General features: G+C 65.0%; 12 protein-coding genes. 8 read left to right on the top strand and 4 right to left on the bottom strand.

The window, feature by feature from the left end; all coding sequences use genetic code 11:
- Positions 1 to 19 precede the first annotated feature (19 nt).
- Together MFF34_RS24135 and MFF34_RS24130 are read left to right on the top strand one after the other, a co-directional pair.
- Positions 20 to 1,750, top strand: a complete 1,731-nt coding sequence (locus MFF34_RS24135; protein WP_238216884.1) for an FAD-dependent oxidoreductase — start codon at positions 20 to 22, stop codon at positions 1,748 to 1,750.
- 113 nt (positions 1,751 to 1,863) lie between these two features.
- Positions 1,864 to 3,189: an MFS transporter gene (locus MFF34_RS24130; RefSeq protein ID WP_238216882.1), complete on the top strand. Its 1,326-nt coding sequence runs from the start codon at positions 1,864 to 1,866 to the stop codon at positions 3,187 to 3,189.
- 324 nt (positions 3,190 to 3,513) lie between these two features.
- Here the strand turns inward: MFF34_RS24130 and MFF34_RS24125 are convergent, their stop codons facing one another.
- The 3 genes from MFF34_RS24125 to MFF34_RS24115 form a co-directional block, all read right to left on the bottom strand.
- Positions 3,514 to 4,329, bottom strand: a complete 816-nt coding sequence (locus MFF34_RS24125) for a sugar phosphate isomerase/epimerase (RefSeq protein WP_238216880.1) — start codon at positions 4,327 to 4,329, stop codon at positions 3,514 to 3,516.
- Positions 4,330 to 4,372: 43 nt separating this feature from the next.
- On the bottom strand, positions 4,373 to 5,425 hold the full coding sequence (locus MFF34_RS24120) for a Gfo/Idh/MocA family protein (RefSeq protein ID WP_238216878.1): 1,053 nt from the start codon (positions 5,423 to 5,425) through the stop codon (positions 4,373 to 4,375).
- Positions 5,426 to 5,575: 150 nt separating this feature from the next.
- Positions 5,576 to 6,352, bottom strand: coding sequence for an IclR family transcriptional regulator (locus tag MFF34_RS24115; protein ID WP_085273155.1), 777 nt, complete (start codon positions 6,350 to 6,352; stop codon positions 5,576 to 5,578).
- 185 nt (positions 6,353 to 6,537) lie between these two features.
- On the opposite strand from MFF34_RS24115, the gene MFF34_RS24110 reads away from it, so the two are divergent.
- The 6 genes from MFF34_RS24110 (at position 6,538) to MFF34_RS24085 (ending at position 12,831) form a co-directional block, all read left to right on the top strand.
- Positions 6,538 to 8,250 carry an FAD-dependent oxidoreductase gene (locus tag MFF34_RS24110; RefSeq protein WP_238216876.1) on the top strand — a complete coding sequence of 571 codons (1,713 nt, stop codon included), beginning with the start codon at positions 6,538 to 6,540 and terminating at the stop codon, positions 8,248 to 8,250.
- Positions 8,251 to 8,365: 115 nt separating this feature from the next.
- On the top strand, positions 8,366 to 8,788 hold the full coding sequence (locus MFF34_RS24105) for a nuclear transport factor 2 family protein (RefSeq protein WP_027596246.1): 423 nt from the start codon (positions 8,366 to 8,368) through the stop codon (positions 8,786 to 8,788).
- Complete coding sequence (locus MFF34_RS24100) at positions 8,785 to 9,537, top strand: SDR family oxidoreductase (protein WP_238216875.1); 753 nt, start codon at positions 8,785 to 8,787, stop codon at positions 9,535 to 9,537. Before MFF34_RS24105 ends, MFF34_RS24100 begins: the two co-directional genes overlap by 4 nt.
- Before the next feature lie 6 nt (positions 9,538 to 9,543).
- The gene (locus tag MFF34_RS24095; RefSeq protein WP_099429759.1) at positions 9,544 to 10,791 is read left to right on the top strand and encodes an NAD(P)/FAD-dependent oxidoreductase; all 1,248 of its coding nucleotides are present in this window, start codon (positions 9,544 to 9,546) and stop codon (positions 10,789 to 10,791) included.
- Positions 10,788 to 11,597 carry a DUF1365 domain-containing protein gene (locus MFF34_RS24090; RefSeq protein ID WP_238216873.1) on the top strand — a complete coding sequence of 270 codons (810 nt, stop codon included), beginning with the start codon at positions 10,788 to 10,790 and terminating at the stop codon, positions 11,595 to 11,597. Before MFF34_RS24095 ends, MFF34_RS24090 begins: the two co-directional genes overlap by 4 nt.
- Positions 11,572 to 12,831 carry a cyclopropane-fatty-acyl-phospholipid synthase family protein gene (locus tag MFF34_RS24085; RefSeq protein WP_238216871.1) on the top strand — a complete coding sequence of 420 codons (1,260 nt, stop codon included), beginning with the start codon at positions 11,572 to 11,574 and terminating at the stop codon, positions 12,829 to 12,831. The genes MFF34_RS24090 and MFF34_RS24085 overlap by 26 nt, the downstream gene beginning before the upstream one ends.
- Before the next feature lie 48 nt (positions 12,832 to 12,879).
- On the opposite strand, the gene MFF34_RS24080 is transcribed toward MFF34_RS24085, so the two are convergent.
- Positions 12,880 to 13,608 (bottom strand): sensor histidine kinase KdpD, encoded by a 729-nt coding sequence (locus MFF34_RS24080; protein WP_238216868.1) that lies wholly within the window; start codon positions 13,606 to 13,608, stop codon positions 12,880 to 12,882.
- Positions 13,609 to 13,611 lie beyond the last annotated feature (3 nt).

Raw genomic sequence — 13,611 nt, 5'->3', positions numbered from 1 at the left:
ACCTGACCGGAGCCCCTCCATGCAACCCCTGGAATGTGACGTACTTGTCCTCGGCTCCGGCGCCTCTGGCCTGGCTGCCGCAGTAACCGCCGCCCATCACGGCCTGAAGGTGATCGTCGCGGAAAAGGCCAGCCAGTTCGGCGGCACCAGCGCCTGGTCGGGGGGCTGGTTATGGATACCCCGCAACCCGCTGGCGATCGCCGAAGGCACCGTCGAAGCCGACGATGCGCCAGAACGCTACCTGCGCGCACAGACCCACGTCGCCGAACTCGACCCGCGCCAGCAGGCGTTTTTGCGCCATGGACCGGAGATGGTGGCGTTCTTCCAGCGACATACCGCCGTGCAGTTCCAGTCCGGGACGAAAATGCCCGACATGCACGAGGGGGATGGCAGTGCGCGGGGCGGGCGATCCCTGTGTGCGCAGCCGTTCGACGGGCGCCTGCTTGGGCACTGGATCCAACGGCTACGGCCGCCCCTGGACATCGTCAGCCTGGCCGGCATGGGCATCGCCGGTGGCGCAGACATGGCCGCCTTCTTCAACGCCAGCCGCTCACCCAAGGCGGCCTGGCACGTGGGCAAACGCCTGCTGCGCCATGGGCGCGACTTGCTGCTGCACCGTCGCGGCCTGCAGTTGGTCAACGGCAACGCGCTGGTGGCGCGCCTGTTGCGCAGTGCCCTCGACCTGGGCGTGACGCTGTTGCATGACCGGCAGGCCACAGGCTTGCTGAGGGATGGGCGTATCACAGGCGTGCAGTTCAGCGATGGCCAGGTGATCCATACGCGACGCGGTGTCGTGTTGGCCTGCGGCGGGTTCCCCCATGACCGCCAGCGCATCGCCCAATTGATCCCCCATGCGCCCGAGGGCGATCGCCACTACTGCGCAGCACCACCACAGAACAGCGGCGACGGCCTGCGCCTGGGCGAACAAGTCGGCGCACAGGTCACCACCACGGCGGCCCACGCCGGGGCCTGGGCGCCGGTCTCACTGGTGCCGCGAAGCGACGGCAGCCTCGGCCACTTCCCGCACCTGATCGACCGCGCCAAGCCGGGTTTCATTGCCGTGCTCGGTGACGGTCGGCGGTTCGTCAACGAGGCCGACAGCTACCATGCTTTCATGAATGCGCTGTTCACCTCCACGCCACCCGGTGAGGAGCACGAAGCCTGGTTGATCTGTGACCACGCCGCGCAACGTCGTTACGGTATCGGCTGGGCCAAGCCGTTCCCCTTCCCTGCCGGCTTCTATGAGCGCCGTGGCTACCTGTTCAGCGGCCCTACCCTGGCGCAACTGGCCGCACGCTGCGGGATCGACGCAGCGCAACTGCAGCGCACCGTGGCACATTTCAACCACCATGCGGCGCAGGGCACGGACCCGGACTTCCAGCGTGGCGCATCGCTGTATAACCGCGCGCAGGGCGACCCCTTGCACGCGCCCAATCCGTCGCTGCGGCCGCTGCTGCACGGGCCCTTTCATGCGGTAAAACTGCTACCCGGCAGCCTCGGCACCTTCGCTGGCCTGCACACAAATGCTTCGGCCCAGGTGCTGGACAGCCTGCAGCGCCCAATACCTGGCCTGTTCGCGGTCGGCAACGACATGCACAGCATCATGGGCGGGCACTACCCCAGCGGCGGTATCACCCTTGGCCCTGGGATGACCTTCGGTTACCTGGCAGGCATGGCACTGTGCAATCAGCCAGAAGACGCCGCGTCACTTTTGTTCGATCATCGAACAGTAGCCCCATCTTTGAATTGACGCTCCCCCCTTCACTGCTCACCATAAATGACCTTGCGCGCCCAGCCTTACCCTGGGCAAAACCGCGTTCCAGACGCATTGCCGTTCAAAACAATTTCAAGAAACGACTTCACATGACCTCTTCCAAGTTCGACACTGCCAGCCCCCGCCTCGCCCATGGATCCATCGGCGACAAGGTGCGCAGCGCCTTCGCCGTCGGCAAGACCCGCTGGGGCATGCTTGCCCTGGTGTTCTTCGCCACCACCCTGAACTACATCGACCGTGCCGCCCTCGGCATCATGCAGCCCGTTCTCGCCAAGGACATGGGCTGGACGGCGATGGACTACGCCAACATCAACTTCTGGTTCCAGGTCGGCTATGCCATCGGCTTTGTGCTGCAGGGCCGGCTGATCGACAAAGTCGGGGTAAAGCATGCCTTCTTCGGCGCCGTCCTGCTGTGGAGCCTGGCCACCGGCGCCCATGGCCTGGCGACCTCGGCAGCAGGCTTTATGGTCTGCCGCTTCATTCTGGGCCTGACCGAGGCGGCCAACTACCCGGCGTGTGTAAAGACCACGCGCTTGTGGTTCCCCGCCGGCGAGCGCGCCATCGCCACCGGCCTGTTCAACGCCGGCACCAACGTCGGCGCCATGGTCACCCCGGCGCTGCTGCCACTGATTCTCGCTGCCTGGGGTTGGCAGGCCGCGTTCATCGCCATGGGTAGCCTCGGTCTGGTTTGGGTGGTGTTGTGGGGTTTGAAGTATTTCAACCCTGAGGCGCACCCGCACGTTCGCCAGAGCGAGCTGGACTATATCCAGCAAGACGTGGAGCCCGAAGCCAAACCGGTGCCGTTCAGCCGCATCCTGCGCCAGCGCGGCACCTGGGCCTTTGCCGTGGCCTACTCGATCACGGCGCCGGTGTTCTGGTTTTACCTGTACTGGCTGCCGCCGTTTCTTAACCAGCAGTATGACCTGGGCATCAGCGTCACCCAGATGGGCATCCCGTTGATCCTGATCTGGCTGACCGCAGACTTCGGCAGCATCGGCGGCGGCATTCTGTCGTCCTGGCTGATCGGCCGCGGCGTGCGCGCCACCCGTGCCCGGTTGATCTCGATGTTGATCTTTGCCTGCACCATCGTCAGCGTCGTCTTCGCAGCCCACGCCAGTGGCCTGTGGGTCGCGGTGCTTGCCATCGCCGTGGCGGTCGGCGCGCACCAGGCCTGGACCGCGAACATCTGGAGCCTGGTCATGGACTACACGCCCAAGCATCTGGTGAGCACGGTGTTTGGCTTCGGCAGCATGTGCGCGGCCATCGGCGGCATGTTCATGACACAAATCGTCGGCAGCGTGCTGACGGTCACCCACAACAATTATGCGGTGCTGTTCACCATGATTCCGGTGATGTACTTCATTGCCCTGGTGTGGATGTACTTCATGGCGCCGCGTGGGATCGAGGCCGCGTAAAGGCCTTTCAGGTTTCCTCTATGGGGCTCTTCGGAGCCCTTTTTTTCCTGCAGACAGGCCCTTGGACCTCTGCCTAACGTGGAGCGGCCTTGAAGTTTACTGTCATGCGCTGCTTTGCAGCCCTTGGCTGGCAAGCCAACTCTCACAGAACAACACATACCTGATTGATTTAGCAGGGACCTGTGGGAGCGGGTTTACCCGCGAACACCGGCGAAGCCGGTGCCATACACCGCGGCGCCTTCTTCGCGGGTAAACCCGCTCCCACAGGATGGGGGGCTCGCTTTCGATATTAGTTCTCTGCGCCCGCACAGTGGCCCTTGAAGCTCAAACCCGCGCCAATACCGCCTTGGCTTTCTCCAGCGCCATCCGCGCACGCTGCTCGCCACTCACGCCCTGCTCCAGTAACTGCCGCGTCGGAATCTCCAGGCTCAGCGGTACGGTGGCCGGCAAGCCACGCAACAGGCCGATCAAATCAGCATCGCCATCACCCGGGAAGCGCCGTTCGTTGCGGGCCTGGCGCAGGATCTCGTCCATATCGTCCGGCACCGGGCCGGCCACGTCGCACAGCTGCGCATAGCGCATGCGCTGCGGTGCCAAGTGGGACAGGTCGTCGAGTGAGGAAGCGGAGCGGTTGAAATGGAAGGCGTCCACCAGAACGCAGCCGTTTGTCCGGTCAGCGTTGGCAACCACACGCATGGCCTGGCGCAGGTCGCGAACATCAGTCCAGGGCATGAACTCCAGGTGTGGATGGATGCCATAGCCAGCCGCCAGGTCGCACAGTGCGGCAAAGCGCTCCGTGAGGCGTGCCTCGTCCGGGTCGTTACCGGCCACCAGCAGTTCGGTCCCGCCCAGCTCGGCACCCACCGCCAGAATGGCTTCGAAATCGGCAACACAGGTTTCAGGCTTGAGGCGGAGGATTTCCAGGTCGAGTACCTTGATGCCGGTGTCGCGCAGGCGCGCCTGAGTCTGTCGGCGCAGGTCGGCGTCGGCCGCCAGCGGGAAGTGCTGCTCCTCTGCGGTAGCCGGTACCAAACGCAGGCCCACGTGGCTGTAGCCGGCACGGGCAGCGGCCTCCACCATGGCCGGCGGCGAAAGCTCGAGCACCGTCAGCGCGGCAAGGGAAAAAATACGGTCAGTCATGTTCGTTACCTGAAGGCTATTAAAGGTGTGAATGAGGCTCGCGTCAGGCGATCGTCTCGGGGGCGCAGGCCCGGCCGCTTTCGGCTGCCAGGCGGATCGCCTCGACCAGGGCCAGCGTGCGGCCACCATCTGCAGCGTCGGTCAAGGGGGCCTCTTCACCGCGAGCGACGCGAATGAAGTGCTGCAATTGCAAGGTCAACGCTTCACCTGCCGGCGATTCGGCGCCACTTTGCAGCAAGGGTGTGTGCCAGCCGGAGCCTGCTTCGCCGTACTGCCAGTGCTTGAGCTGCGGAATGCTCAGCGCGCCGTGGCTGCCGGCCAGCAGGTAGCAGGGCTGGCCATCCTGACGCGGGTAGATCGGGCTCTCGCCGGACGTCAACTCCCAGCTCCAGGGTGCAGCCACCGCGTCGGAACCCGTCAGGCTACCCAGCGCCCCGTTGGCGAACTGCAGCAGCACGGCGGCGCTGTCTTCGTTGGCATACCCACGCACATCGTTGCGGGTGAACGCCTGCACCTGCACGACCTCGCCGCACAGGTAGCGCAGCAGGTCGAGGTCGTGAATCAGGTTGGTCAGCAAAAAACCGGCGCCCGGCTCGCGGCGCCAGGGGGTGTCGAAGTAACTGTCGGGCTTCTGCAACTGCCACAGCGCAGTGACATTGATCAGCCTGCCCAGCGCACCCTCGGCGATCAGGCCGCGCGCGCTGGCGATCAGCGGGTTGTGCCGACGATGGTGGCCAACCAGCACAGGCACACCACAGCGCTTGGACGCTTCGACCAACGCACGGACTTCGTCCAGGTGCACGCCCACAGGCTTTTCCACCAGCACCGGGACGCCGGCTTCGATGCAATCGAGCGCGGTGGCCACGTGCAGGTTGTTGGGGTTGGCGACGATCACGGCCTCGGGTTTGACGCTGGCCAGCATCTGCCGGTGATCGGCGTAATAGGCCACCCCGCATTCGGCGGCGAAAGCCTCAGCCTGCGGGCCGGGGTCTGCCACCGCGCACAACTGCGCTTGCGGCAGCTGGCGCAGGTGCTGGTAGTGCTGGCGGCCCATGATACCAGCGCCAATCAAGGCGATACGAAGCGGTGCATTCAACGGACTGTCCTCTTGTCATTGTTGTCGGGGATAAATTACGGAACATGGTTCCAGAATTCATACTCGACAATTTAGAACTCGGGTCCGCTTTACAGAAGCACCGCCTGCACAGACTGTGCGGTTATCGACCACTAATGAACATGCGGCGCTTCAGGCAAACAGTTCGCTAGCCTGGCTGGCCGCCGACAGTTCGCCCACTGCCGCCAATAAAAGGCTAGCCAGTTCAGGCAGGCGCGCTTGCGCCAGCCGGGCACTGGGGCCGGCGATACTCAGCACTCCGATGACCTCGTCAGTGCGTGGGCGCCGCACCACGGCAGCCAGCGCTGACGTGCCCACCGCTGAGGTCTGCTCGACCCAGGCATAGCCACGCTCCCGTGCACGCTGTAGGTAGCCCAGCAGTTCATCCGTGGAACGCGGCGCATTCGGGCCGAACTGTGCCGGGTCGGCGATGCCTTGGCGCAAGACCATCTGCAGCGCCTCGTCGTCGCTCAGGCTGGCCAGCCAGGCATGCCCGGAGGCGGTGTAGAACAGCGGGGCATCGCGGCCCATGTCGGGGTCGTAGCGCAAGCCGGAGCGCGCGCCCTGGGACTTGGCGATCCAAGTCTGGCGGCTGCCTTCGATTACGCCCAGGCGCACCAACTCACCGCTGTCCTGGGCCAGGCGGTCAAGAATCGGCTGAATGATGTCGGCGCCACTGCTGGACAGGTAGCGAAAGCCCATCGCCACCAGCTTGGCAGACAGCTGATAGCGGCTGTTGTCGCGGTTCTGCCGCACGTAGCCCAGGCGGATCAGCTCGGCCAGCATGCGGTGGGTGGCGCTCTTGGGGATCTCCAGGCGCTCGGCCAACGTCTGCAGGGCAAGGCCCTCAGGCTCGCCGGTCAGGCTTTCTACAAGACTGAAGGCGCGTTCGATCTGACTACCAGCCATGGCTAAGGTCCCTGAAAAATGGATGAATTCTGGAAGATGATTCCACAGCCACGGCCATCGGCGCAGCAGGCGTGCGTTGAAGTGTCCGGTTATCGACCAGTTCTGCACAGCCTCGCTTGCATCAGGCTCCGTCTCACATAAAGAATATGGAATCACGTTCCAATAATAATACCGGAGACCCTGCGATGCCTACCGACACCTTGCAAGCCGAATACGACGTTCTGGTCATTGGCTCAGGCGCAGCCGGCCTGGCCGCAGCGGTAACGGCAGCCTGGCATGGGCAGCGCGTGATGCTGGTAGAGAAAGCGCCGGTGTTCGGCGGTGCCACGGCCTGGTCCGGTGGCTGGGCCTGGGTACCCCGCAACCCGCTGGCCCGCCGCGCCGGCATCGTCGAAGACATCGAACAGCCCCGCACCTACCTGCGTAACGAATTGGGCACGCATTACGATGCAGAACGGGTTGATGCCTTCCTCGAGGCCTGCCCGCACATGGTCGCCTTTTTCGAGAAACACACTGCGCTGCAGTTTGTCGACGGCAACGCCATCCCCGACATGCATGGCGACACACCCGGCGCCGCCACCGGTGGGCACCAGGTGATCGCCGCGCCCTATGATGCCCGCGAGGTCGGCGCGCTGTTGCCCCGCCTGCGCAAGACCCTGCGCGAGACCTCGTTCATGGGCATGCCGATCATGGCCGGCCCTGACCTGGCCGCCTTCCTCAACATGACCCGCTCGCCACGGGCCTTCTTGCATGTGTGCAAGCGCTTTGGCCGCCACCTGTACCACCTCGCCCGCCATGGCCGGGCCATGCACCTGGTCAACGGCGTGGCCCTGGTGGCGCGCCTAGCAAAATCGGCCGAAGACCTGGGCGTGCGGCTGCTGGAATCTGCCCCGGCCAAGCGCCTGCTGATTGAGCACGGCCAAGTGCGCGGCGCCGTGATAGGTACACCGCAGGGTGACCTTACCGTCCGGGCGAAAGCCGTGGTGCTCGCCGCCGGGGGCTTCCCCAACGACAGTGCGCGGCGCCGGCAGCTGTTTGCGCGTGATGCCAGTGGCCATGACAACCTCGCCCTGCCCCCGCAGTCCTGCTCGGGCGATGGCCTGCGCCTTGGCGAATCGGCAGGCGGTGTGGTGGCCACCGACCTGAAATCTGCAGTGGCCTGGGCACCGGTCTCCAAAGTGCCGCACCGCGACGGCAGCGTCGGCCACTTCCCGCACATCATCGAACGCGGCAAGCCCGGCGTTATTGCCGTGTTGGCCAGCGGTAAGCGCTTCGTCAACGAGGCGCACGGCTATTACGACTATGTGTCAGCCATGCTCGAGGCGGTTCCGCCGGGCGAGGAAGCCTGCTCGTGGCTGATTTGCGACCACCGCTTCTTGCGGCGTTACGGCCTTGGTCACGCCCGGCCTGCGCCGTTGCCGGTATGGCCGCACCTGCGCAGTGGCTACCTCAAGCGCGGTGCCAGCCTCGAACAATTGGCCCGCGCCTGCGGCATCGACCCTGTCGGCTTGAGTGGCACCGTCGCGGAGTACAACAGCCACGCGCGCCACGGCCAGGACCCGGCCTTTGGCCGCGGCTCCACGCCGTTCAACCGCAAGCAGGGTGACCCGGCGTACAGCGGGCCGAACCCGTGCGTGGCGCCGATCGAACAAGGGCCGTTCTATGCTGTGAAGGTTCAGCCCGGTTGCTTTGGCACCTTTGCCGGCTTGCGCACCGATGGCCATGCACGGGTACTGGATGAGCAAGGCCAACCGATTGGCGGGCTTTATGCCGCCGGTACCGACATGGCCAGTGTGTTTGGCGGCTGGTACCCCTCAGGTGGCATCAACCTGGGCCCGGCGCTGACGTTCGGTTACGTGGCCGGGCGGCATATTGCCGGGGCGCAGGCGCCGGAATAAGGCCACCGTTTGGCGGCCACCGGGTAAAAACTGTACAAAAAAATCATCCTGTATAGCTTTGCGGTGAAAGCTAAACTATACCTGTACAAGAAAACTTTTTTGTACAGGAAAGTGAATGCACAGCTACCTGCAAACCTTCGCCGAACGCTTTGCCAGCCTCGATGCGCACACCCTCGACATGCTCGGTGACCTGTACAGCGAGGACGTGACCTTTCGCGACCCCCTGCACCAGATCAGCGGCTTGCCTGCGCTGCGGGGGTACTTCGCGCAGCTGTACGCGAACGTGCAGGAGGTACGCTACACCTTCGAGGGTTACGACGAAGTGCAGCCGGGCCACGGGTACCTGCGCTGGACCTTGCATTTTCGCCACCCTCGCCTGGGCAATGGCGCGCTGATCAGCCTGCAAGGCTGTAGCCACCTGCGTTGGCACGAGCGGGTTCACTTTCATCAGGATTACTTCGACGCCGGTGCGCTGCTTTACGAGCATGTCCCGATCATGGGCAGCGCGGTCCGCTGGCTCAAAGGCAGGCTGGCATGAGCCGCTGCTGGGTGACAGGTGCCAGCAGTGGCATTGGCGCGGCGCTGGCGCGGCGCTTGCTGGAGCAGGGGCATCAGGTGGCCTTGGGTGGCCGCCAGGCCGACCGCTTGGCACCCTTAGCGGCGCGGTTTGCGCAGCAGGCCATGCTGGCCATCGGCGATAACGACGAACCGGGCCAGGTCGCCAAGGTCGCCGAGCAGATCGAGCATGCCTGGGGTGCACTCGACCTGGTGATCCTCAACGCGGGCACCTGCGAATACCTGGAACCAGGGCACTTCGACCCGGCGCTGGTCGAGCGGGTGATGCGCACCAACCTGATCGGCACCAGCCACTGCCTTGCCGCTGCCCTGCCCTTGCTGCGCCGTGGCCAGCACCCGCACCTGGTGGTGGTGGGCAGTTCGGTGAGCTGGCTGGCCCTGCCCCGTGCCGGCGCCTATGGCGCGTCCAAAGCGGCCCTGCGTTACCTGGTGGAGTCGCTGCGCATCGACCTGATCCGCGAGGGCATTGACGTCACCCTCGTCAGCCCTGGCTTCGTCGACACACCCTTGACCCAGCGCAACGACTTCCCCATGCCACAGCGCTGGAGCGCCGAGCGCGCCGCCGGGCACATCGTCACGCGCCTGGCCAAACGCCCGCTGGAAATCAACTTCCCCGGCGCATTCACTTGGGTGTTGCGCCTGCTCGGCGCATTGCCGGTGCGCTGGCGTCTGCAGCTAGGCCAACGCCTGGCACGAAACCCACGGGAATAGCACGCCATGCGCATCGCAATCATCGGCAGCGGTATCGCTGGCCTCACCTGTGCCCACTTGCTCTCACGCCAGCATGCGCTGACGGTGTTCGAGGCGGCTGACTGGGTGGGTGGCCACACCCATACCGTCGACGTGAACTGGGGCGGCCAGCAGTATGCGCTGGACACCGGGTTCATCGTCTTCAACGACTGGACTTACCCGCATTTCATTCGCCTGCTCGAACACCTGGGGGTGGCCTCGCGGCCGACCCAGATGAGCTTTGCGGTGCATGACCCCGCCAGTGGCCTTGAGTACAACGGCCATGACCTCGACACCTTGTTCGCCCAACGGCGCAACCTGTTGTCACCTGGGTTCTGGGGCATGCTGCGCGACATCCTGCGCTTCAATCGCCAAGCCCTGGCCGACCTGGACAACCGGCGCATCGAAGAAGACACCACGCTGGGCAGCTACCTGCGCACACACGGCTATGGGCGGCGCTTCATCAACCACTACATCGTGCCCATGGGCTCGGCGATCTGGTCGATGTCACGCGCCGACATGCTGGGCTTTCCGTTGCAGTTTTTCGTGCGCTTTTGCCGCAACCACGGTTTGCTGTCGGTCAACCAGCGCCCGCAATGGCGGGTGATCGAAGGTGGCTCGCGCAGCTACGTGGCACCGTTGTGCCAGCCCTTTGCCGAGCGTATCCGGCGCAACTGCCCCGTGGCCCGGGTGATCCGTGACCCCGACGGCGTGACTGTGATCAGCGCCGCCGGTACCGAGCGCTTCGACAAGGTGGTGTTCGCCTGCCACAGCGACCAGGCCCTGGCCCTGCTGGCAACACCCAGTGCGGACGAGCGTGCGGTGCTGGGTACCCTCACCTACGCCAGCAACGATGTGGTCCTGCACACCGACACTCGCCTGCTACCGCGTCGGCGCAAAGCCTGGGCCAGCTGGAACTATCGGCTGGGCGGCGCCGAGCAGGCACCTGCGGCACTCACCTACAACATGAACATCCTGCAGGGCATCGATGCCCCGGTCACCTTCTGCGTGAGCCTCAACCAGACGGCGCAGATCGACCCAGCCCAGGTGCTCGCCCGCTTCAGCTACAGCCACCCGCAGTACAGCCTCGCGGCCTTGGCTGCACAGGCCCGCCAAGGCGAATTGCAGGGCCGCCAGCACAGCTACTACTGCGGTGCCTACTGGGGCAACGGCTTCCATGAAGACGGCGTGCTCAGCGCGTTGAAAGTGGCAGAATACTTCGGAGAGCGCTTGTGAACAGCAGCCTGTGTCATGGCTGGGTTAGCCATCGGCGGCTGACCCCGCGGCACCATGCATTCCGCTACCGGGTCGGCATGTTCTACCTGGACCTGGACGAGCAATCACACTGGCGCGGCCTGTCGCGCTGGCTCGCGCGCTCGCGGCTGGCGCCCTTGTGCTGGCGGGAAACCGACTACCTGCCGGCACTGACCGCGCCCGGCATACCGTTGGCCCAGGCCGCCCGCCAGCTGGTCGGCCAAGCAACCGGGCACGCACCCGAAGGCGCGGTGCACCTGCTCACGCAACTGCGCTGCTGGGGGCTGTCGTTCAACCCGGTGAGCGTCTACTTCTGCCATGACCGCGACGGCGACCTGGTGGCGATACTGCTGGAGGTCCGCAATACACCCTGGCGGCAACGCCACCACTACGTGCTGCCGGTGCAAGACGGCCAGCCCGATTCATTTAGCCTGGCCAAGGCGTTTCATGTGTCGCCATTCATGCCGCTGGACATGGACTACCGCCTGCGCTTCGTGCTCGACGGCCAGCGCGTGCACGTGCACATGGCGAACTGGCGCGAGGGGCACAAGGTATTCGAGGCCCACCTGGCGCTGCGCCGCGAACCGCTGAACCGGCCCGCCTTGCACCGCTACATCCTGAGCTTCCCGTGGATGAGCCTGCGTACGGTGTCTGCCATCTACTGGCAGGCCCTGTGCCTGCTACTCAAGCGCACCCCTGTCTACAACCACACCGCCAGCCAGGGCGACCTGAGCCTTGGCCACGCCTGTAAGGAACCTGATCATGTCCGACCCCACACTGAGCGTTAGCAAGTCGGCCGGCCTGACGCCGGTGCTTGGCAGCCTGGCCCGGATGGCCGTGCTGGCGCAATTGCGGCGCTTGAGCCAAGGCTGCCTGCGTTTGATCTGCAATGACCAGCACTGGAACTTCGGTGACGCCGGCAGCGCGCTGTATGCCGAAGTCGAGATCGTCGATGACGCCGCCTGGAGCCTGATCGCCGGCAACGGTTCGATCGGTGCTGGGGAGGCTTATATCCATGGCTACTGGCGCACCCCCGACCTGGCGGCGGTAACCCGCCTGTTCGTGGCCAACCTGGACGTGCTGGACGCCCTTGAAGGTGGCCTGGCGCGCTTCGGCCGCCCGGCGCTGCGCCTGCTGCATCGCCTTAACCGCAACAGCCGGCGCGGTTCGCGGCGCAACATCCTGGCCCACTACGACCTGGGCAATGCGCTGTTCGAACGGCTGCTCGACCCTACCCTGATGTATTCTGCGGCACGGTTCGACAGCCCCGAGCAGACCTTGGAGCAGGCCCAGTTGAATAAGCTGGAGCGCATCTGCCAGAAGCTTGAGCTCAAGCCCCACGAGCACCTGCTGGAAATCGGCAGCGGCTGGGGCAGCTTGGCCATCCATGCCGCTACCCACTTCGGCTGCCGCGTGACCACAACGACGCTTTCCGAGGCGCAGTACGCGCACACGCTGCAACGTGTGCAGGCGGCAGGCCTGGAGCAACGCATCACGGTACTGCGCGAGGACTACCGCGACTTGCAAGGGCGCTTCGACAAGCTGGTGTCGATCGAAATGATCGAAGCCGTCGGCCATCGTTACCTGCCCCTGTACTTTCGCCACTGCGCCACGCTGCTCAAGGACGACGGCCTGATGCTGTTGCAGGCCATCACCATTCGTGACCAGCGCTACGAAAAGGCCCGGCGTTCGGTGGACTTCATCCAGCGCTACATCTTCCCCGGCGGCGCCCTGCCCTCGCTAAGCGTCCTGCTCGACACCGCCAGCCGCCAGACGGCGCTGAACCTGGTGCACCTGGAGGACTTTGGCACCGACTATGCGCGCACCCTGCGCCATTGGCGCGACAACCTGCGCCATGCGCGCACCGCGTTGATGGAGTTGGGCTATGACGAAACCTTCCAGCGCCTGTGGGAGTTCTACCTGTGTTATTGCCAGGGCGGTTTCGAAGAGCGCGCCATTGGCGTGGCACAGCTGCTATGGGCCGCCCCCCAGGCCCGCCGCGCGCCCCTGCCAGGCGCCTGACCAGGCAGGCAAAGGCTGCACACTTCCCGGTAGGGGCAGGTCATGTGATCACTGCGGGAACGGCATCGCCAGGGTGATGCAGAAGGTAGTACCCGCCTGCTCTGTCGATGTGACCGAAACTTCACCTGCATGCGCCTGGGCTATCTGCCTGACAATAAACAGCCCCAGCCCAATGCTGCCGGCCTTTGCAGCCCGTTGCTGGCCGCGTACCAGCGGCTCGAACAGGCGCCCAAGCAGCTCGGCAGGGATGGGTACGCCCCAATTGTGTACGCTGACCGTGGCTGCACGCCCGTAGCTGCGCGATGTCACCTGAATGGGCGCACCGCGCTCGCCATAGGCGACGGCATTGGCGACCAGGTTGCTGACGGCTTGATGAAGGCGGTCCTTGTCGAACAGGGCGCTGCGCTCGCCCAGGTGCAGGTGAATCAAGGGGTAATCGGGGCAGGTCAGGCGCAGCTCTTCCACGCACCTTGCAACGGCCTCTGACAGGTCGCACAGCACAGGATGCAGGGCGATGCCCCTACCTTCTTGCAGCAACGTGTAGTCCAGAAGGTCCGCCACCAGCCGCTGGGCCCGCGCCACCGAATCGCTGATGGTGCCCAGCAGCTTGAGCGTATCGGCAGTGTGCTGGCGACGCGACAGCAGCTCTGCAGCCATGCTCACGGCCTGCAGCGGTGTGCGCAGGTCATGGCAGACCATGCCCAGCATCTGCTGGGGCGACACGGTCGGCTTGTACATCGGCGCCGGTAAAGGGGGCATCAGGGCGAGGGAAAGCACGGG

It is taken from the genome of Pseudomonas sp. PAGU 2196 (assembly GCF_022179005.1).
GTDB lineage: Bacteria > Pseudomonadota > Gammaproteobacteria > Pseudomonadales > Pseudomonadaceae > Aquipseudomonas > Aquipseudomonas kermanshahensis.
This window is presented reverse-complemented; position numbering and strand designations above follow the sequence as displayed.